Annotated in this window: 21 protein-coding genes; 7 read left to right on the forward strand and 14 right to left on the reverse strand. The window is 68.2% G+C overall.

All coding sequences use genetic code 11. The features are described 5' to 3' along the window. Position 1: 1 nt before the first annotated feature. Positions 2-523 carry a lipoprotein LpqH gene (locus AC5Y5B_RS12415; protein ID WP_500005461.1) on the reverse strand — a complete coding sequence of 174 codons (522 nt, stop codon included), beginning with the start codon at positions 521-523 and terminating at the stop codon, positions 2-4. A gap of 128 nt (positions 524-651) precedes the next feature. On the opposite strand from AC5Y5B_RS12415, the gene AC5Y5B_RS12420 reads away from it, so the two are divergent. The 3 genes from AC5Y5B_RS12420 to AC5Y5B_RS12430 are packed head-to-tail and all read left to right on the forward strand — an operon-like array spanning position 652 to position 2,920. Next, positions 652-1,011, forward strand: a complete 360-nt coding sequence (locus AC5Y5B_RS12420; RefSeq protein ID WP_500005462.1) for an ArsR/SmtB family transcription factor — start codon at positions 652-654, stop codon at positions 1,009-1,011. After that, the gene (gene arsB / locus AC5Y5B_RS12425; RefSeq protein ID WP_500005463.1) at positions 1,008-2,504 is read left to right on the forward strand and encodes an ACR3 family arsenite efflux transporter; all 1,497 of its coding nucleotides are present in this window, start codon (positions 1,008-1,010) and stop codon (positions 2,502-2,504) included. The genes AC5Y5B_RS12420 and arsB overlap by 4 nt, the downstream gene beginning before the upstream one ends. A gap of 2 nt (positions 2,505-2,506) precedes the next feature. Then, positions 2,507-2,920: an ArsI/CadI family heavy metal resistance metalloenzyme gene (locus tag AC5Y5B_RS12430; RefSeq protein ID WP_112633098.1), complete on the forward strand. Its 414-nt coding sequence runs from the start codon at positions 2,507-2,509 to the stop codon at positions 2,918-2,920. A 14-nt stretch (positions 2,921-2,934) separates the two neighbouring features. Here AC5Y5B_RS12430 and AC5Y5B_RS12435 read toward each other — a convergent pair whose 3' ends face one another. The 9 genes from AC5Y5B_RS12435 to AC5Y5B_RS12475 all read right to left on the reverse strand — a co-directional run bounded on the left by AC5Y5B_RS12435 (position 2,935) and on the right by AC5Y5B_RS12475 (position 12,662). Continuing rightward, positions 2,935-3,663, reverse strand: coding sequence for a hypothetical protein (locus AC5Y5B_RS12435; protein WP_112633097.1), 729 nt, complete (start codon positions 3,661-3,663; stop codon positions 2,935-2,937). Beyond that, on the reverse strand, positions 3,663-4,541 hold the full coding sequence (locus AC5Y5B_RS12440; protein ID WP_112633096.1) for a TIGR03619 family F420-dependent LLM class oxidoreductase: 879 nt from the start codon (positions 4,539-4,541) through the stop codon (positions 3,663-3,665). The genes AC5Y5B_RS12435 and AC5Y5B_RS12440 overlap by 1 nt, the downstream gene beginning before the upstream one ends. Continuing rightward, positions 4,538-5,320 carry an SDR family NAD(P)-dependent oxidoreductase gene (locus AC5Y5B_RS12445; protein ID WP_500005464.1) on the reverse strand — a complete coding sequence of 261 codons (783 nt, stop codon included), beginning with the start codon at positions 5,318-5,320 and terminating at the stop codon, positions 4,538-4,540. Before AC5Y5B_RS12445 ends, AC5Y5B_RS12440 begins: the two co-directional genes overlap by 4 nt. A gap of 115 nt (positions 5,321-5,435) precedes the next feature. After that, positions 5,436-6,290 (reverse strand): sulfurtransferase, encoded by an 855-nt coding sequence (locus AC5Y5B_RS12450; protein ID WP_500005465.1) that lies wholly within the window; start codon positions 6,288-6,290, stop codon positions 5,436-5,438. A gap of 85 nt (positions 6,291-6,375) precedes the next feature. Then, positions 6,376-7,521 (reverse strand): glycosyltransferase, encoded by a 1,146-nt coding sequence (locus AC5Y5B_RS12455; RefSeq protein ID WP_500005466.1) that lies wholly within the window; start codon positions 7,519-7,521, stop codon positions 6,376-6,378. A gap of 89 nt (positions 7,522-7,610) precedes the next feature. Continuing rightward, a complete protein-coding gene (locus AC5Y5B_RS12460; RefSeq protein WP_500005467.1) occupies positions 7,611-9,134 on the reverse strand; it encodes an FAD-dependent monooxygenase in 1,524 nt (507 codons plus the stop codon). Continuing rightward, positions 9,127-9,759, reverse strand: a complete 633-nt coding sequence (locus tag AC5Y5B_RS12465) for a TetR/AcrR family transcriptional regulator (protein WP_500005468.1) — start codon at positions 9,757-9,759, stop codon at positions 9,127-9,129. The genes AC5Y5B_RS12460 and AC5Y5B_RS12465 overlap by 8 nt, the downstream gene beginning before the upstream one ends. 80 nt (positions 9,760-9,839) lie before the next feature. Next, the gene (locus AC5Y5B_RS12470; RefSeq protein WP_112633090.1) at positions 9,840-11,021 is read right to left on the reverse strand and encodes an AAA family ATPase; all 1,182 of its coding nucleotides are present in this window, start codon (positions 11,019-11,021) and stop codon (positions 9,840-9,842) included. Between the two features lie 33 nt (positions 11,022-11,054). Beyond that, entirely contained in the window at positions 11,055-12,662 is a 1,608-nt protein-coding gene (locus AC5Y5B_RS12475) for a Na+/H+ antiporter (protein ID WP_112633145.1), read from the reverse strand. Positions 12,663-12,761: 99 nt separating this feature from the next. Between AC5Y5B_RS12475 and AC5Y5B_RS12480 the strand changes: the two genes are divergently transcribed. Next, positions 12,762-13,196, forward strand: a complete 435-nt coding sequence (locus AC5Y5B_RS12480) for a protease inhibitor I42 family protein (protein WP_112633089.1) — start codon at positions 12,762-12,764, stop codon at positions 13,194-13,196. 38 nt (positions 13,197-13,234) lie between these two features. Beyond that, positions 13,235-13,714, forward strand: coding sequence for a hypothetical protein (locus AC5Y5B_RS12485; RefSeq protein WP_500005469.1), 480 nt, complete (start codon positions 13,235-13,237; stop codon positions 13,712-13,714). Between the two features lie 3 nt (positions 13,715-13,717). Here the strand turns inward: AC5Y5B_RS12485 and AC5Y5B_RS12490 are convergent, their stop codons facing one another. After that, on the reverse strand, positions 13,718-15,010 hold the full coding sequence (locus AC5Y5B_RS12490; protein ID WP_500005470.1) for an alpha/beta hydrolase fold domain-containing protein: 1,293 nt from the start codon (positions 15,008-15,010) through the stop codon (positions 13,718-13,720). A gap of 203 nt (positions 15,011-15,213) precedes the next feature. Between AC5Y5B_RS12490 and AC5Y5B_RS12495 the strand changes: the two genes are divergently transcribed. Continuing rightward, positions 15,214-15,570 carry a type II toxin-antitoxin system HicB family antitoxin gene (locus AC5Y5B_RS12495; protein WP_112633086.1) on the forward strand — a complete coding sequence of 119 codons (357 nt, stop codon included), beginning with the start codon at positions 15,214-15,216 and terminating at the stop codon, positions 15,568-15,570. A gap of 6 nt (positions 15,571-15,576) precedes the next feature. On the opposite strand, the gene fdxA is transcribed toward AC5Y5B_RS12495, so the two are convergent. Beyond that, positions 15,577-15,903, reverse strand: coding sequence for a ferredoxin (gene fdxA / locus AC5Y5B_RS12500; protein ID WP_066871453.1), 327 nt, complete (start codon positions 15,901-15,903; stop codon positions 15,577-15,579). A 288-nt stretch (positions 15,904-16,191) separates the two neighbouring features. Between fdxA and AC5Y5B_RS12505 the strand changes: the two genes are divergently transcribed. Continuing rightward, positions 16,192-17,142 carry a LysR family transcriptional regulator gene (locus tag AC5Y5B_RS12505; protein WP_500005471.1) on the forward strand — a complete coding sequence of 317 codons (951 nt, stop codon included), beginning with the start codon at positions 16,192-16,194 and terminating at the stop codon, positions 17,140-17,142. Here AC5Y5B_RS12505 and AC5Y5B_RS12510 read toward each other — a convergent pair. Beyond that, positions 17,139-17,855, reverse strand: coding sequence for a sirohydrochlorin chelatase (locus AC5Y5B_RS12510; protein WP_112633084.1), 717 nt, complete (start codon positions 17,853-17,855; stop codon positions 17,139-17,141). The genes AC5Y5B_RS12505 and AC5Y5B_RS12510 overlap by 4 nt on opposite strands. Before the next feature lie 7 nt (positions 17,856-17,862). After that, the gene (locus tag AC5Y5B_RS12515) at positions 17,863-19,530 is read right to left on the reverse strand and encodes a nitrite/sulfite reductase (protein ID WP_500005472.1); all 1,668 of its coding nucleotides are present in this window, start codon (positions 19,528-19,530) and stop codon (positions 17,863-17,865) included. Positions 19,531-19,658 lie beyond the last annotated feature (128 nt).

The raw sequence follows: 19,658 nt of genomic DNA on the forward strand, positions 1-19,658 counted from the left end.
CCTACGGGCACGTCACGTGGATGCCGAATGTGACGTCGCGCAAACCACTTTGGCCGGGTGTAGTCGCCTGGCCCGTCCCGGTCACGGTGTAGCTCTTGGCGTCCTTGGTCGCTTGGACCTGATTCGGTGATTTGGTTCCCTGGTAAGGCAATTGGTATTGGCCGTTGTCCAGCTTGAGCGAGATGGCGAACCCATCGACGGTGGGCGGTTGCTCGTCGGAGACCGCGAGCGACACCGACGCGGAGTCATCGTGCACGCTGATCCGGGTGGTGAGGTCGCCCGATTCCGGGGGAGACGCGCTCGGTTGGGCCGCCGACCGCGTGCAGTCCACGGCGGCGATCATCGTGTGCTTGTTCCCGTCGATCATGACGGTCGTGCTCGCCAAGGGCGGCCCCGAGCTCGGGGCGGCCGCCGGATGCGTCGATGAACAGGCCGGCAAGGCGGCCCCCAACGCCACCAGGCCGAGCGCGGCGCCCGCGCGAACGACCCACCGCCGGCTGCGGCGCTTGCCGGATGTGGTCATGGCACCCCCTTGGGCTAGGTCGACACGAGGACTATAGGTCTCGTTCGTTTCCCCTGCCTGACTAAGGCCGGAGCACGGGAAAAACTCCACCACTGGCGCGTTGATTCGATATGTGTTTATATAGATCAATGTCGAATCAATCGATGACGGGGTGCTGCCCGGCGCTGGGGGCGGCCGCGTTGGCCGAGCCGCAAGCCGCTGAGCTGGCGGCGATGTTCAAGGCGCTCAGCGATCCGGTGCGGCTGCGACTGTTGAGCCTGGTCGCCAGCCACCCCGGCGGCCAGGCCTGCGTCTGCGAGATTTCCCAGACATTCGACGTGTCACAGCCGACGATCTCCCACCATTTGAAGACGTTGCGGTCGGCGGGCCTCTTGGACTGCGAACGCCGCGGCACGTGGGTGTATTACTGGGTTGTTCCCCGTGCGTTGCAACAACTTTCGTCGGTGTTGAGTGCCGACGCACGCGTTGTCGCGGAATGTGAATCATGAGCGAGACGAGGATCGACACGCCGGTGGGCTCGCGGCTTTCGACGCTGGATCGATTCCTGCCGGGATGGATCGCGCTCGCCATGGTCGCGGGGCTACTGCTCGGCCGGTTGGTCCCGGGCGTGGGGCGGGCGGTCAGCGCCGTTGAGGTCGACGGCATCTCGTTGCCCATCGCGATCGGCCTGCTGGTGATGATGTACCCGGTGCTGGCCAAGGTGCGCTACGACCAGCTCGACGGCGTCACCGGCGACCGCAAACTCATGATGGCGTCGGTGGTGCTGAACTGGCTGATCGGGCCCGCGGTGATGTTCGCCCTGGCCTGGCTGTTGCTGCCGGATCTGCCGGAGTACCGCACCGGGCTGATCATCGTGGGTTTGGCGCGCTGCATCGCCATGGTCATCATCTGGAACGACCTCGCGTGCGGGGACCGGGAAGCCGCCGCGGTTCTGGTCGCGCTGAATTCGATCTTCCAGGTCGTCATGTTCGCCGCCCTGGGCTGGTTCTACCTGGCGGTGCTGCCCGGGTGGCTGGGGTTGAGCACGACCGGCATCGACGTATCCGCCTGGCGGATCGCGAAATCCGTGCTCATCTTCCTGGGCATTCCGCTGCTCGCCGGATACCTGTCGCGGCGCCTCGGTGAGCGCGCCAGAGGCCGCGACTGGTATGAGAGTCGTTTTCTGCCCCGGATCGGGCCGTGGGCGCTCTACGGTTTGCTGTTCACCATCGTCATCCTTTTCGCGCTGCAAGGTCACCAGATCACCTCCCGGCCTTGGGATGTGGCCCGGATCGCGCTGCCGTTGCTGGTGTACTTCGCCATCATGTGGGCCGGTGGATACGGGTTGGGAATCCTCCTGCGACTCGGATACGCCCGCACCACCACCCTGGCATTCACCGCCGCCGGCAACAACTTCGAACTGGCGATCGCGGTGGCGATCGCCACCTACGGCACAGCGTCCGGTCAGGCCCTGGCCGGTGTGGTCGGACCGCTTATCGAAGTCCCGATCCTCGTCGCGCTCGTGTACGTCTCGCTGGCCCTGCGGCCGCGGCTCTTTGGTGACGCCGGCCAGAGACCTAGCGTTCTGTTCGTCTGCGTGCACAACGCCGGTCGTTCGCAGATGGCCGCCGCGCTGCTACGTCATTTGACCGGCGACCGCATCGAAGTCCGCTCCGCCGGAACGGAGCCCGCCGATCAGATCAATCCGGCCGCGGTGGCGGTGATGACCGAGTGGGGCATTGACCTCACCGACGTCCCGAAAATTCTCACCGCCGACGCGGTGCACAGCAGTGACCTCGTGATCACGATGGGCTGCGGCGATTCCTGCCCTTACTTCCCGGGCGTCTCGTATCGCGACTGGCAACTGCACGACCCCGCCGGCCAGTCGATAGAGACCGTGCGGGCCATTCGCGATGACATCGCCGAGCACGTCCGTGCGCTCATCGAAGAACTGCTCGGGACAACGATGACGATCGAAATACCCACCGCGAAAGGAAGATAGCCATGCCGCGTGTTCAACTCGCCCTGAACGTCGACAACATCGACGAGGCGATCGCGTTCTACACCAAGCTTTTCGATGTCGAGCCCGCGAAGGTCAGACCCGGCTACGCCAACTTCGTGGTCGACCAGCCGCCGCTGAAATTGGTGTTGCTGGAAAACCCCGGCCAGGGTGGCACCCTCAACCACCTCGGCGTCGAGGTCGCGTCCAGCGACGCCGTACACGCCGAGAGCGGCCGCCTCGCCCAGGCCGGCCTGCTGACCGACGAAGAGATCGACACTACGTGTTGCTTCGCAACCCAAGAAAAGGTGTGGGTGAGCGGTCCGGGCGGTGAACGGTGGGAGATCTATACGGTGAAGGCCGATTCCGACACGTTCGGACCCACGGAGCAATCGGACAGCACCTGCTGCGCCTCATAAACGATGGCGGCGGCCTACGGCCAGGCGTCCCAGCTGATCATGCTGCGCAGCGGCCCGGCGAACACCGGCCGCACCGCCGTTGAACGCCAACGCTCTTCGATGATGGGGGCCAACGCCTCGGTCGTGGTCAGCGGATCCTCGTCGAGGTAGACGACGGTGATGTACTGGTGATCGGTTCGCCAGCCCCGGGGCAGGTGGCTCCACCCGGCGCTGGAACCGAACGTCCACGCGCCGGCCGTGCCCGGCGTCGCCAGCAGCGCCGGATAGTGCTCGGCATGCAACCACTGCAGCCAGTCGTCCGGCCGGCCGTCGGTGGGTTCTTCAACGATCAGCAGGATGCCGCGGTGCGGGCGGAACGGCACCACATCGGGGGAGACAAGCGCGTGTGGCGACGATCGCCACTGCAGCAGACGCAGGCCGGCCACTTGCAGTGACGGCCTGACGACCGGAAAGCGGCCGTTGTCGCGCAGGGCGCGGCCGAGGGTGACGAAGTCGTCGAAGGTCTTCTCGACGGGGTCGGTGACGAGATACTGCACCGCGTTGCCGATCTCGCCCAGCGGTCCCTCGGACGCGATGCGATGGTCGGGGTAATCGCCGTCGGCGATCCAGCGTAACCCTTGCACGATGCCCGGCAGTTGGTATTGCTCGGGCATGTGGTCCAACAGGTGCCAACGCAGATAACTGCCGTCGTCATCGGCCGGTGCCGCGGCGGTGAGACTGAATATGCCTGCCTTGACCCGCATTAGGCAAAGCCCCCGGTGGGCGGGTGCAGTTCGGCGAGGGCCTGCAGGCTGTCCAGGTAGTGCCGCAACGAGGTGTGGCGGAAGGCGGCGCTGACGATGGTCGCGCCGTGGGCGGCGGTCTCGCCGAGCAGGTCGCGGGCCCGCTCCGGCTCGCCGATGGGATCCAGCAGTTCGGGGGTGGGCAGGACGACCTCGAAGCCAGGGCGAATCTCGAAGCGTCCCAACCAGTCCCGGGCCTGCGCCAGGGTCACGTTGAACGGGGCCCAACCGTCGGCCAGCGTTACCGCGCGGCGCAGCGATCGAAGCGTCCGCCCGCCGATCCAGAGGGGCACGCGCTCTTGCGCCGCGCACGGATCGACGACCATGCCGCCGAACGAATAGAAGTCGCCGTCGTACGCGGGTTCGGCGACCGACAGAGACGCGCGCAACGCCCGCAGGGCGTCGTCCGCGCGAGGGCCGCGGTCGTCGAAGGGTGCGCCGATCAGATCGAATTCCTCCTTGAGGCTGCCGACGCCAACCCCCAGAATCAGTCTCCCGCCGCTGATCTGGTCCAGGGTGCCGTAGCGCTTGGCGATCTCGAGCGGATGGTGATAGGCGAGCACCAGCACGTTGGTGGCCAACCGGATTCGTCGCGTGCGGGCGGCCAGGTAACCGAAGGTGGCCAGTGGATCCCAGTAGCGGGTGCCGCGGCGGTCCCGCTCGGCCGCGGGCAGCGCGATGTGCTCGCTGCAGGTGAGGTGGTGGTAGCCGAGTTGGTCCGCGGCCTCGGCGATCTCGGCCAGGTCCTCGATGGTGGCGTGTTTCTCCCAGTCGCCGCTGCTCTTTGGAAACATCGTCACCACCGGGGTGGCGACCGACAGTTTGACGGACCCGCTCATCCCTGCATGTACCCCCCGGCGTCGACGGGGATCGACTGGCCCGTGATGGTGCGGCTTTCGTCGCTGGCGAGGAACAACGCCAGATTTGCGACATCGTCAGTCGAGGAGATATCTTGCAGGGCAACGCCTTTGAGTTGCTTCGCGCGAACGTCTTCGACGTCGACGCCTTGTTCGTTCGCGGTGCGTTGTAGCCAGTTGCGCCACAGCTCGGTGTCGATGGCCCCGGGCACGATGCAATTGCACCGGATGCCGTGCGGGCCGACCTCGAGCGCCACGGCCTTGGTGAACGCCCGCAGCGAGGCCTTGGCGGTGACGTAGTGCGTTTTGCGGACCATCCCGGAGTAACTGACCGTGGACGAGAAGTTCAGGATCGCGCCGCTGCGGCGCGCCAGCATCGAGCGGTTGAGTACCTCGCGGGTGCACAGCATCGCGGCGGTGACGTCGATGGCGAAGGTGGCGTTCCAGTTGTCCAGCGTCTGCTCCCAGATCCAGCGGTCCTGGCCGGGCGCAGCGGCGTTGTTGCACAAAATGTCGACGTGACCGAACTCGTCGACCGCCCGCGCCACCATGGCCGCGACGTCATCTTCATCGGTCACGTCGGCGCGCATGGCGATGGCGCCGGGACCGGCCGCGCGGGCGGCCGCGTGCACCAGCTCTTCCCGTCGGGCGGCCAACAACACCGTGGCGCCTTCACGGACGAACAGCGAGCCCAGCACCGGGCCCAGGCCGGTACTGGCGCCCGTGATGATCGCGACCTTGCCGTCGAGGCGGCCGGTCATTGCGTGGACTTCCCAAGCGGATTCATGCCGGGCCGAATTCTAGCTCGCAGATCCGCTAGCGCATGTGCCAGCGCTTTGGAAAGTCTCCTCATGGTCCCCGGGCGACGCAAGGCGGCTACGCGCCGCCACGCCCCACCGGGTGGTCGGGATCGGAGCTCCACTCCGACCACGACCCCGGATACAAGGCGGCCTCTCGACCCATCGCGGCCAGCGCGGCGATGGTGACCGTCGCGGTGACGCCCGACCCGCAGTAGGCGGCCACCGGGTCGGGACGTTCGATCGCGTGCTCGGACAACAGTTGTGCCAGTGCATCGTCGCCCAGAAAGGTGCCATCGGCCGCGAGGACCGAACCGCTGGGCAGATTCTTCGCACCCGGGATGTGGCCGGCGACGGGATCGAGGGGTTCCACGTCGCCGCGGTAGCGTTCCGGTGCCCGCGCATCGAGCAGCGTCACGCCGCCCTCGGCGACTCGCTCGGCCGTCAGCGTGGACCGGCGTCCCGCATACAGATCATCCTGCGGCACAGTCACATTCCCGGGGACCGGATCGACCGGACCGGTCTCGAGTCCGTGCCCGGCCGATCTCCACGCGCCCAGGCCGCCGTCCAGAATGCGGACATTGTCGATCCCGGCCGCGGTCAGCACCCACCATGCCCGTGCGGAACCGGCGCGGTTCCAGTCGTCATACACCACTACCGATCCGCCCTGGGGGATTCCCCACCGGCGTGCGGCGGCCTCCAGCGCGCGGCCCGACGGCAACGGGTGACGGCCGCGACCGGACACCGTGTGGTCGCTGAGCTCGTCGTCGAGCGAGACGTACACCGCGCCCGGAATGTGTCCGTCCAGGTAGGCCCCGCGCCCGTCGGGATCGTCGACCCGCCACCGCACGTCCAGAATGGTCACCGGTTCGCCGGCCGAAATGATGTCGGCCAACTCGGCGGCGGTGATCAATACCTGAGAGCGTGCTCCCACCGGATCCTCCTCCTCGGTCTCCAGCGAGCCTAGCCAGCACCGCCGGCGGACCCGGGGGCGTGGGCGGTCTCCGACTTCCGAAACGCTAGGCGGTCTGTTCGGAATGGCCGGGCGGGTCGTCGAAGGACGGCGCCCCCAGCGACGCGAGCATGCCGGCCGCGGCGCGGTGCCAGGTGAAGTCCTCGGCGCGGCGTCGCGCGCAGATGCGTCGCTCGCGTTCGGGCCGACTGGCGATGGCGCTGACCGCTTTTGCGATGGCGGAGGGGTCGTTGTCGGCCGACGCCCCGCTGTCCGGGGTGATGATCTCGGTGAGCGCCGACGTCCGGGAGACCACGGCGGGCGTTCCACACGCCAGCGACTCCAGCGCGGCCAGCCCGAACGTCTCATGCGGCCCCGGTGCCAGTGTCACGTCAGCGGACGCGAGCAGCTGCGCCACGGTGCTGCGATCGGAGACGAAACCGGTGAAGTCGATCGGCAGCCGGGCGGCCTGGCGCTCCAGCCTGGCCCGCAACGGACCCTCGCCCACCACCACCAGCCGCGCATCGACACCGGCGTGGCATAACGCGCCCAGCGCGTCGATGCTGCGATCGACGCGCTTTTCCACCGACAGCCGCCCGCAATGCACCAGCAGCATCTGCGTCGGCGCGGCCCAGCGCCCACGCACCGCATGGGAGTGGCGGTTCGGATGAAAGGTCTGCAAGTCCACGCCGAGCGGCACCGTGACGGTGTTATCCGCGCCGATCCGGTCGAATTCCTCGCGCGCAAACCCGGTGGTGCACACCACGGTGTCGTAGTTGGCGGCGGTGCGCGCGTTGGCGAGGTCGGCGAATCGCCGTGCGGCGCGGCGCGGAAGGACCTGTCCCACAAGGCGATCCAGGCGCTCGTGAGAGATCATCACCGTGGTGGCGCCGTAGTCGCGGCCCCAACGGCCCAGCGACCGCAACGTGAGGCGGTCCGAGACCTCCACCGCGTCGGGCCGCAGCGACGCCAGGAGCGCCTTGACCGGGCCCGGCAGCACCGCGCGGTAACCGCCGGTGAACGGAATCAGGCGGGCGGGCAAGGTGATTCGCACGACGCCGGTGTACAGCTGGGCGCGTTCGGCGCGCTGGCCGGGGACGATCAAAAAGACTTCATGCCCGCCGGCGCAATACTCCGCGCCCAGCCGGTCGATCGCGGTGCGAAGGCCGCCGGAGCGAGGGCCATAGAAATTGGCGACCTGTACAACGCGCATAACGTGAGGACACGCGGCGCGCGTGTGCACTCATCAATGCGGGACCGACGCGTGCCTGAACACTGCGTGAACTTCGCTTGCGTGCGGCGTTATCTGCTCGTCGGCGGCCCGAACCAGCGTTGCAGCGCCGCCGTCAGGGCCGCCTCTTCGGCCGCCCCGAATTCGTCGGCGGCCCACGCGACATACCCGTCCGGGCGGACCAGCAGTGCGGCGGCGGGCAGCTCGGCGATGCTCGCGCTGACGGTGTCGACACGATCGGCCCACCCACGCGCGGTGTCGGCGACAGCTCCGTCGAGGTCGAGCAGCACCGGGCGCGCATCGCGCAGCAGCTCGGCGACGCGTCGGCCGTCGTCGAGGGTCAGGTCGGGCACGAGCCACCCCGATAGCCGATGATCGTCACCCACGTCGTACCCGACGTCGGCGCCGGCCAGCAGCGCCGCCATGTGCTTCTGGGTGTCGGGGAAGGTGACCAGCTCACCCACCAGCGCCCGCAGCGCGGCGACTTCGGGTCCCGGTGCCATGAGGGCGATCTGCGCTAGCGAGTGCATCATCACCCGCTGACCCACCGGGTAGCGCTCGGACTGGTAGGTGTCCAGCAGTCCCGCCGGCGCAGTGCCGTTGATCTCGGCCGCCAGCTTCCAGCCCAGGTTCATCGTGTCCTGCAGGCCTAGGTTCAAGCCCGGGCCACCGAGCGGGCTGTGCACGTGCGCGGCGTCTCCGAGCAGCAGCACCCGGCCGTCGCGGTAGCGCTCGGCATGCCGGGTGTTCTGGCCGTTGATTCGGCGAAGGGCGTGCGGCCCATCGTCTTTCGGTGCCTCGAACGGGATGTCCACACCCAGAACGCGGCGCGCGCTTTCGCGCAGCTCGGTCAGGCTCATCGGCACGTCGGGCACCGGCGGGCCGAATTCGAGGGTCCCGAGCAGGGACCGCCCCGGCTCGAACTCGGCATAGATGATGCCGCCACGGTCAAAGCGGCTGTGGCCGAAGGGGAGCAGGCCGAAACCCGGGACCTCGATACAACTGTGGGGCCGGTGGAACTCGTCGGGCACGTGCACATGCGCGAGGCGGGCGATCATCGGCGAGGTGACGCCGGGAAAGTCGATGCCCAGGGTCTTGCGGACCAGGCTGCGACCGCCGTCGGCGCCCACGGCGTAGCCGGCGGCGATGGAGTAATCGCGCTCGGGCGAAGAAACCATCAGCGCAACGGATTCCGCGCTCTGCTCGAGGCCGACGAGGGCGTGGCCCCAGCGCAGGTCCACCCCGAGGTCGCGCGCCCGCTTTTCCAGCAGCCGCACCAGCCGGGGCTGCTGCATGGCCAGCACATACATCGGGTTGTCGGGCACCTCGGAGAAGTTCAGCCCCATCGCCGCGAAAATCCATCCGGGGTTCGGTCGGGGCGGCGCGTCGTCACCGGTGAAGTCCTGATATAGCCCGCGCATGTCGAGCAGCCGAATGATCTGTCCGACAATGCCATTGGCCTTCGGCTCGGCGCTGGGACCGGGCAGGGCGTCTAACACGACCGGCCTGACGCCGGCCAGCGCCAATTCGCAGGCCGCCAGCAGCCCGTTGGGCCCGGCGCCGACGATGACGACCTCGGCGTGTTCGTCAGCCATGGCGTGCCTTCTTTCTGGTGGGTTCGGGTAGGCCCGCGCTGACGGCGGCGAAGCCCTCGCGGATCAGTGCGGTGATGGCCACCGGCGGATCGGCGCGCACGTAGGCGTCGGCGGCGGCGTCGCCGACCGCGCGCACCACGGCCATCACCAACCGTGGGTACAGGTCGTGGTCGGGGTCGGTCCCCGTGCGTTCGGCGATCACCTGGAGCAACTCGTCGAAGAGATTGTGCGGCACCGAGTTCCGCACCTGGGGGCGCATGACGAGCTTGCGGACCTCGACGAGTTCTTGTCGGCTGGGGACGCGGTTCTCGTCGCCGTGCATGTCGCCGAAGTCGGCCTCCAGGGGTTGTAGCAAGGCATGGGTGAGCGCCGTCCAGAGCGGTTCGTCGGCGGGCCGCTCCCGCAGCGCGTCGACGCTGCGACGCATGCGTTCGGCTTGGCGATAGGCCAGCGCCTCGTACTTCCCGCTGAAGTAGTTGTTGAACGTGCGCAGCGAGACGCCCGCCATGTTGGCGACGTCCTCGCGTGTCACGTTTTCCAGGCCGCGCTCGAAAGCCAGCTGTAACGCCGCATCACTGAGCGCGCGCCGGGTATCGGCCTTCTTGCGCTCGCGGAGTCCGGTCACAGCGCTCAACCTACGCCAAACTTGCCCGGCGGGCAAGATTGCCTAACGGGCAAGTTTCGAATGCGGCGAAGGCGCCGAGACTAGCGCGTGCCCCAATCCCAGCGGGGCGTGCTGGTCAGGGTCTGGCCGCTGATGCGTGTTTCGCCCCAGTCCTTGTACAGCTCGATTTCGACGGCGTCGCCGTCGGAGCCCTCGCCCAGCGGAGCCGTATCGAGAAATTCCAGCAGCGCGCGGGAGTGGGTGACCACGACGACCTGAGTCTTCGCCGCCGTGGTGCGGATCAGCGAGGCCAGCGGGGCCACCAGGTCGGGGTGCAACGACGTTTCCGGTTCGTTGAGCACCATCAGCGACGGCGGTTGTGGGCTCAACAGCGCGGCGGCCCACAGCAGGAAACGCAGTGTGCCATCGGATAACTCGGCGGCGCGCAGCGCGCGCAGCATGCCGCGCTGGCGCAACTGCAGGTCGAACAGGCCGTCATTGATGGCCACCGAGACGGTGGCGCCGTCGAACGCCTCGGCGACCGCCCGGCTCAGGTCGTCGAATCCCGATTCGAGGATCGTCTGGATCGCGGCGGCGAGGTCGCTGCCGTCGTCGGAGAGCACCCGGGTGCGGGTGCCCACCTGCGGGTGCCGCGCGGGCGCCCCCGCGTCGACGCGGAAGCCGTCGTAGAAGCGCCAGCCGCGCAACCGTTCTCGCACGGCCGCCAGCTCGGGAAGCGCGTGCGGATGGGCGTATTCGGCGAGCACGCTGTGATACGACGCCAGGGCTCGGGACAACTCGTCGAAGCCGCTGCCGGACTGCGCGCTGGCCTCGGCGTACACGCGCGACCGTCGCACCAGTGTCGTGCTGGGCCGCAGCACCGGGCCGGCGAACAGCACTTCGCGTTTGATCTCCGGATCGCGGGCGAACACCGACTTCCCGGCAGACTGCGGCAGGCCCAGATCCACCAGATAGCCGAAATCGTCAGCGGCGAAACCCATTTCGAGGGACACGGGCCGAGTGCGCACGGTGCCCTGGCTTTTCCCGGCGCGTCGCGCGCCGGCCGGCTGCTCGGGCCCGGCCCACAGCACCGATTGCAGGCCGCCCTCGCGGGCCAGCGACCCGATCACCTCACCGCGGCCGCAATCGGCCAGCAGCCGCAGCGCGCGATACAGCGACGACTTGCCGGTGCCGTTGGCGCCGGTGATCACCGACAACCGACCCAGCGGCAGGATCACCTCGCGCAGCGAGCGATAGCCGCGGATGGCGACGGTGTGCAGCATGGGGCCGACTGTACGGTCGGCCACCGACGGGCCTTATTCCTCCTCGTCGCCGTCGTCGATCGCGGCGGCGAGAAGCTGCACCTCTTCGAGATCCATCTCGTTTTGCAACTCGCGCAGCACGATGTCGTCGATGAGGTTCTGGTTGCGCAGCGCGGTGATCTCGCGGCGCTTGTGTTCGAGCACCCCTAGCCGCACCCGGCGGACCTTCTCGCGGCCCTTGAGGATGCGGGTGTCCGGCGAACCGTCCTCGGTGGCCAGGACCAGCGCGGCCTTCTCCTCGTATTCCTTCTGCAGGCGCCGCCTCAGCTCGTCGCTGATGCCGACCTCGTCGGCGACCGCGGGCAGGGCGGCGAGGGCGGCCTGGGATCCGCGGCAACGAGCCAGTTGCAGTTCCTGGGCGTGGGTGGCGTCTTCGGGCATGTTCGCCCACCGGACCACGGCGGGCAGCGTGCTGCCCTGCACCAGCACGGTCACCAGGATGACGACGGTGACGATGAAGATCAGCAGGCTGCGGTCGGGGAACGGGGCGCCGCTCAGCGTCGTCGTTGGCACCGCCACCGCGGCGGCGAGCGAGACCGCGCCGCGGAATCCCGCCCAGACGGTGACGAACCGCTGGCGCCAGTTGACGCGACGCTCGCGTTGCACCTCGCGGCGGTCGACGAGGCGGATCAGCAGCGTGGTGATCTCTCCCCAGAAGATGCGGGACACGATCACGACGCCGGTCACGACCAGCGCGACGAACAGCGCGTGGCGGATGCCGCCGTCGACGCCGGCGATCCCGCGCAGCGCAGCCGGGATCTGGACGCCGACGAACACCCAGAGCGAGCCGTTGAGCAGGAACGTCGCGATGTCCCAGAACGCCGACGACTGCAGCCTCGAGCGGGCCCGGATCACCACGGGACCGGCGTAGGCCAGGACCAGGGCCGAAACCATCACCGCGACCACTCCGCTGCAGTCCATCGATTGAGCCAGCAGGAAGGCCGCGAAGGGCGTCACCAGGCTCAAGGCCCCTTCCTCCTGGGGCGCGTCGATTCGCTTGCGCAACAGCGTCACCGCGCCACCGACCAGCAATCCGGCTGCGATGCCCCCGAGGTAGGAGCCGATGAACCGGGCAGTCACCTCGGGCGGGCTGATCGCCGACCCACCGATCGCGACGTTGACGCTGACGGCGAACAACACCAGGGCGGTGCCGTCGTTGATCAGACTCTCGGCCTTGAGCACGGTCAGCGACCGGCGCGGCAGCTTCTTGGCCAGACCGGCCACCGCGGCCGCGTCGGTGGGGGACAGCACGGCGCCCAGGACGCCGGCCGCGTGCGGATTCATGCCCAGCGCCCGCGCCGTCCACGACACCGCGACCGCGGTGGCGATCACCAGGACGACGCTGAGAAAGACGATGATGCGCGCGTTGGCCCGGATCTCGCGGAAGCTGGTGTTCAGGCCTTCCCAATAGAGGATCGCGGGAAGGAAGAGCAGCAACACCACTTCGCCGTTCACGTGGATCTGGCCCAAGTGGGGAACCAGGCCGAGCAGCACGCCCATCAAGATCAGCAGGACCGGGGGTCCCACCCGGTAGCGGCGGCCGACGACCGTGCCGACGATGACGGCGGAGACCAGGGCAACGATCAGTTCGAGGCCAAACACCAGCCCATCCTGCCGGACGCCACACACGACGTCCTCGTCGCCTATCTTCGGTCTGGATCAGACCTATTAGGCTCCGGAGCGACACCGAAAGGGGATCTGGTGAAGGTCAGGCTGCTGGTAACAGTCGCCGTGCTCATGTTGTCGACGCTGGTCGGGTGCCACTTCGCGTCCAGGAATCCGCCGTCGACCAAAACGCTCCAGGTCCCCATGGCCGACGTGCTGACGCAGAGCGAGATCAGCCAGACCGTCACCCTCGCCGTCGGCAATACCCTGGTCGTGCAGCTGGGTTCGAACTACACGACGCCCTACCGGTGGAACCCCGACACCAAGATCGGCGACTCGTCGATCATCAAGCAGCTCAGTCACGAGTTCGAGCAGCCGGCCTCGGACGCCCTGGGGGCGCCGGGCACCGAGGTGTGGACGTTCACCGCGCTGAAACCGGGGACCACCACCGTGCGCACGGCCTACACGAGCTTCGTGGGCAAGGACGCCAAACCCGCGTGCACCTACACGCTGACCGTGACCGTGCAATAAGGCTGCGGGCCTCGCTGTCGTCGGGCTACGGTCTGGTCGTGTTCGGATTTCTTCGCAATCTGACCCAAATCGGCCAGCTGCCCGCCGCGCTGCGCGAGGAACTCGAAGCCGAGGGGATCATCTTCAGCGCCGGGCGGGTCGGGGTGGTCCGGCACTTCAGTGGCCATGTGCCCGGCGTGTATTCGGCCTCCGGGGTCTCCCGCTACTCGGGCGGGTTCGCGTTCAGCGCGGCCCGCATCGTCGCCACCTTTCCCGCCCGCGGCGACGCGAACCTGCGCTCCATCGACTGTCCCTGGGACAGCGACACGGGGCCGGCGCGGGCCGCCGTCACCAACAAGGGCCTTGGGCTCGAGATCGACCTGCACGGAGTCGACACGGCCTTCAGCGGCTCGATGAGGCTCAACTACAAGACGAAGATCCCCGACGAGGTGCTGCACGCCCTGCCGACGACCACGCTGCGGGTTCCGGTGGACCCGGTGTTCGTGTACCGGGCGGCGGGCGTGCGCCCCAAGGCGTAGCGGCTACGAAACCTCCGGCGCCGCAAGCACATCGGCCCCAAGGTGCGCCGCGTAGATCTCGGTGAGGAATTGCTCGACGGCCACCGCGGTGTGCGCGGCGCGGACCGAGCCGAAGACGTCGAAAGCGTGTTGGGTGAATGGCAATTCGGCGTAGACCACCGGTTGCGTGCTGGACTTGCGCAGTTGCTCGACGAACGCGCGGGCCTGCTCGACGTAGGCCAGCGAATCGTTGCGGCCGTGCAGGACGAAGAACGGGGGAGCGTCGGGGTTGACGTGGTTGACCGGCGACGCGGCCTCGAACGTCTGCAGGTGCGTCGACGGCTTCTGCTTGATGATCGACTTGATCAGCAGCCCCGGCATCATCGGATGCAGCGTCTTGTCTAACCGGGTGAAGTCGTAGATGCCGTAGAACGGCACCGCCGCCTGCACGCGGGTGTCGGCGTCTTCGAACCCCGGCTGGAACTGCGGGTCATTCGGCGTCAGCGCGGCCAGCGCCGACAGGTGACCGCCGGCCGATCCGCCGGTGATGACGACGAAGTCCGGGTCGCCGCCGTATTCGGCGATGTGCTCTTTGACCCAGGCGAGGGCGCGCTTGACGTCGACGATGTGATCGGGCCAGGTGTTGCGCGGGCTGTGCCGGTAGTTGATCGCCACGCAGACCCAGCCCAGCTCGGCGAGGTGGCTCATCAACGGATGTGCTTGTCCGCGTTTGTTTCCCGTCGTCCAGGCGCCGCCCGGGATCTGGAAGAGCACCGGAGCCTTGCCGGCCGGGTCGAGGTCGGGGCGTCGCCAGATGTCGAGGTGGTTGGCGCTGCCGTATTCGCCGTAGCTGATGTCGGAGTCATGGGCGTAGTCGCGGTAGATCCGCAACATCCTGACCAGTCCCGGCGTCTTGGCGGTGCCGCCGCCGGCGGGCCGGCGCCACAGGCCTTTCGACTCGGTGAGCCGATCGGGCCCCAGCCCGCTGTCCAACGCCTCGGTCAGCGGGACGTTGGCCCGATGGCCCGCGCGGCTGAGGTTCAGCAGGCCGAGGGCCGAGAGGCCGGCGACGACCCAGGCGACGATGCGCAGCGGCCGGTTCAGGCGACGACCGGTCAGCGCCAGGCCCGCGAGTTGGCTCAGCAGGGTCTGCAGCGGTAACTCGGTGACGACGAGGCCGAACATCCAGGAGTACAGCGACGGGAATCCGCCGCGCGCCAGGGGCCGGTAGGCGTTGAGGGTGGATGCGGCGGTCACGGTGGTGACGGCGGCCGACCCGATTTGCCGGATGACGTGGCTGATTCTCGCTCTCCGCATTGCCTCACCTTACGAGTACATGACTCTCGGATTCGCTAGCGGATGTGCTAGCTGATTCGGGACGGGCTTTGTGGCTTTGGAGAGGGCCGCCCGCCGCCGCCTCCACCCATGCCCCGCCGTCGCCTCTCCAACCGGGTCCCGCCGCCTCTCCGCTGGGGATACGTGACTCGCAAAACCGCTAGCGCCCGTGCTACCAACCCGGCGTGAACCACTACACCTACCGCATCGCGTGGTCGCCGTACCACGGCCAATACGTCGGCTCCTGCCTCGAACTGCCGTTCATGCGGCGCGAAGCGCCGACCGCGCAAGAGGCCATCGGCGAAATCGAGACGGCCGTCGACCGGCACGTCGAAATCATGTTGTCGACCGGCGAGACAGTCCCGACCCCGATGGCCGACCGCCGTTACAGCGGCACGATCGTCGTCAGGACCTCCCCGGAACTGCACAGCCGGCTCGCCATCGAAGCCGCCGAACAGCAGGTCTCGATGAACCAGTGGGTGGTGCAGAAGCTTTCGGGGCGGCGACCGAGCGATACGTTCGGCCTCTCCGGCTGGGACTAGCTACGGCTACGACGCCTCGGCTCTGCTCTCCAGCTCCTTGACCGGGGCGGGGTCGTTCTCGGTCAGCCCGACCTTCGCCGCGCCGCCGGGCGAGCCGAGCTCGGTGAAGAAATCGGCGTTGATCTGCAGGTATTGGCTGTGCTCGTCGGGCAGGTCGTCTTCGTAGAAGATGGACTCGACCGGGCACACCGGCTCGCAGGCACCGCAGTCGACGCACTCGTCGGGGTGGATGTAGAGCATCCGCGCGCCCTCGTAGATGCAGTCGACGGGGCACTCCTCGATGCACGCCTTGTCTTTGATGTCCACACAGGGTTCGGCGATCACGTAGGCCACGGTTGTTGTCCTTCCTTCTGGCGAGCGGGTCAGCCGGGTGCGAGCCGTCAAAACACGGCCAGGCTGGCTAATTTAGCGCGATGGCGCCCGCGCGGGCTACCGGCCTCTTGGTTGAAGCGATCGGCGGCCCGCAAAAGAGCGGGACCCAGGCTGCGGGGTCTGAACCTGGCGGGCGGCGGGGCTCATGCATCCCATCGTTGCGGCTCGGGCCGTGCGTGAGTAGAGGTGTGGCGTTGTGGTGTCACAAGCTATAGTTGTGTCACACGATTTGATTGTGAGCTGCCGCCCATGCCCCTCAGCCCCCGGCTGCCCGACCTCGCCTCGTTCGAGGCGTTTCTGGCGATCGCCGAGACCGGCAGCCTCGGCCGGGCCGCACGCGAACTCGGGCTGACCCAGCAGGCCATCTCCCGCCGGCTCGCCACCATGGAGGCCCAGATCGGCGTCACGCTGGCCGTGCGCACGACGCGCGGCTCGCAACTGACGCCGGCCGGCGCGATCGTCGCGGATTGGGCGACCCGCCTGCTCGAAGTGGCCAACGAGGTCGACGCGGGGCTGGGTTCGCTGCGCAAGGAGGGGCGCGAACGCATCCGGGTGGCGGCCAGCCAGACCATCTCCGAACAACTCATGCCGCACTGGCTGCTGTCCCTGCAGACCGAGGCGGCGCGCCGCGGCGACACGGCGCCTCAGGTGATCCTGACCGCCACCAACAGCGACCACGCCATCGCGTCGGTTCGCGACGGCACCGCCGATCTCGGATTCGTCGAAAACCCAGGCACACCAAAGGGTTTGGGCAGTTGCGTGGTGGGGGAGGACGAGCTGGTGATCGTGGTGCCGCCCAACCACAAGTGGGCGCGACGGTCGCGGGTGGTGACCGCACGCGAACTCGCGCAGACGCCGTTGGTGGCGCGCGAACCCCATTCGGGCATCCGCGATTCGCTGACGGCGGCATTGCGCAAAGTTCTGGGTGAGGACATGCAGCAGGCCACCCCCGTGCTGGAGCTGACCTCCGCGGCGGCCATGCGCGCCGCCGTGCTGGCCGACGCGGGCCCGGCCACCATGAGCCGGCTGGCGGTGGCCGACGACCTGGCCGACGGCCGGCTCTACGCGGTCAACATCCCGAAGTTGGATCTGCGGCGCAAGTTTCGGGCGATCTGGATCGGCGGACGGACGCCGCCGCCCGGCGCAATCCGCGACCTGCTCAGCCACATCACCAGCCGCACTGCGGCTTTGAAGGGTTAGGCCGCGGCGTCGTCGGCCAGCGCCTCGTCGTAGCGGTCCAGCACGGTCTCGGCCACCAGTCGGTGGGCCCCCAGCGGTGCCGCCATCGGAATGGCGTTGTCGCGGGCGAACTTTGATACCCCATCGGTGATGAAGCCCGGTGCCAGGAACCACGGCGCGATGACCAGCCGGCGCGCACCGCGGCGGCGCAACTGGTCGGCGGCGCGGGCCACCGATGCCTCGGGCCGCGTGGCGAATGCGGTTGTGGCCGCGGCCCAGTGGGTTCCGGCGGCCAGCCTGGCCGCCACCTTCGCGGTGCGCGCATTGGCGGCGCGGTTCGACGAGCCGATCGCGACGACCATGACGCCCAGATCGTCATCGAGTGGGGAGACCTCGACCTCGGCCAGGCGTTCGCGCAGCACCGACACCAGCCGATCGTCCTCGCCGAGCACGTCGGCCTGCCGGATGCCGTGCGCCCCGGCATCGGCGATCTGTTGGGGAATGTCCAGGCGCGCGTGATAGGCGCTAGCCAGCAGGAACGGGGCGACCACCGCGCGGCGGCTGTCCGGCAGCCCGGCGAGCACGTCGACGAAGTTCGGGGTGTTCAGCTCGAGGAACGCCAGCCGCACATCGAGATCCGGCCGCATCCGCGAGAGCCGGTCGGCCACGGCTTCGGCATTGGCGCCCGATCGGGGATCGCGGCTGCCGTGGGCGGTGAGTACGAGCGTATTCATCTGGGCCTCAGCGCAATTCGTCCTCGTCGGCGCGCAGCGCCCAGGAGGCGAACGTCTCGTCTTCCTGGCGGCCGTCGAGGTACTTGCGCGTCACCCGGTCGATGTAGTCGCCCAGTTCGGCGCTGGTGACCTTGTGCTGGCGCAGTTTCCGGCCGAAGCCGCTCTGCTCGCCCAGGCCGCCGCCGAGGTGCACCTGGAAGCCCTCGACCGAATTGCCGTCGCCGTCGTCGATCCACTGGCCCTTGAAACCGATGTCGGCCACCTGGATTCGGGCGCACGAGTTGGGGCATCCGTTGAGGTGCACGCTGATCGGCAGGTTGAGCCTGGAGTCGACGTCGGCCAGTCGCTGCTCCAGCTCGGGCACCAGAGTCTGTGCCCGCACCCGGGTTTCGGCGAACGACAGCTTGCAGTACTCGATCCCGGTGCACGCCATGGTGTTCTTGCGCCACGAGGACGGCCGTGACGGCAGGCCCAGCGCGTCCAGGCCCGCGACGAGTTCGTCGACCTTGTCGTCGGCGACGTCGAGGATGACCAGCTTCTGGAAGGGGGTCCACCGCGCCCGGTCCGAGCCGGCCTTCTCCATCAGATCGGCGACCGCCGACAGGGTGCTACCCGTCACCCGACCGACGATCGGCGCGACGCCGACGGCGTTGAGCCCGTTCTTGATCCGCTGCACCCCGACGTGGTCGATGGTGTGCTTGACCGGCGCGGGCGCCGGTCCATCGATCAGGCGACGGTTGAGGTATTCCTGTTCGAGAACTTCACGGAATTTCTCCACGCCCCAGTCCTTGACCAGGAACTTCAGCCGGGCCTTGGCGCGCAGCCGCCGGTAGCCGTAATCGCGGAACAATTGGGTGACGCCCTCCCAGACGTCGGCGACCTCGTCCAGAGGCACCCACACGCCGAGGCGCTGGGCCAGCATCGGATTGGTCGACAGGCCTCCGCCCACCCACAGGTCCAGGCCGGGGCCGTGATCGGGATGGTTGACGCCGACGAACGCGATGTCGTGGGTTTCGTGGGAGACGTCCTGCAAGCCGGAGACCGCGGTCTTGTACTTGCGCGGCAAGTTGGCGTACTCGGGGTTGTTCAACGAGCGCCGGACGATCTCGTCGATGGCGGGCGAGGGGTCGAGGATCTCGTCGAGCGAATCGCCGGCCAGCGGCGACCCGTGGATGCCACGGGGGCAGTCACCGCAGGCCTCGGTGGTCTGCAGGCCCACCGATTCGAGCCGGCGCCAGATCTCGGGGACGTCCTCGATGCGGACCCAGTGCAGCTGCAGGTTCTCCCGGTCGCTGATGTCGGCGGTGTCGCGGGCGAATTCGGTGGAGATCTGGCCCAGGATGCGCATCGTGTGCGCGGTCATCGCCTTGCCGTCGGAGCGGACCCGCATCATGAAGTACTTGGCTTCGATCTTGTCGGTGTTCTCGTCACCGGTCCAGCTGCCGTCGTAGCCCTGCTCGCGCTGGGTATAAAGCCCCATCCAGCGGAACCGGCCGCGCAGGTCGTCCTTGGCGATGCTGTCGAAGCCCTCTTTGGCGTAGATGTTGATGATCCGGTCGCGCACGTTCAGCGGCGCGTCGTCGCTTTTGAACTGCTCGGCGTGGTTGAGCGGCTCGCGATCGCCCAGCGCCCACTGACCGTCGTTGCGGGTCTTGACGGGACGTGCGGTGGTCATGGCGTTCTCGTTCCTCGCGGCGGCGCATTGTGAGCGGTTTGCGGCCCCAGGGCGGGCTGTCGGGCCGCGGCATCGCGATGATGTTGGGTCTGTAGGCACCCGCGGAGTTCGTCGTTGGATCCACGGGT

The organism is Mycobacterium sp. NGS33 (genome assembly GCF_059812885.1).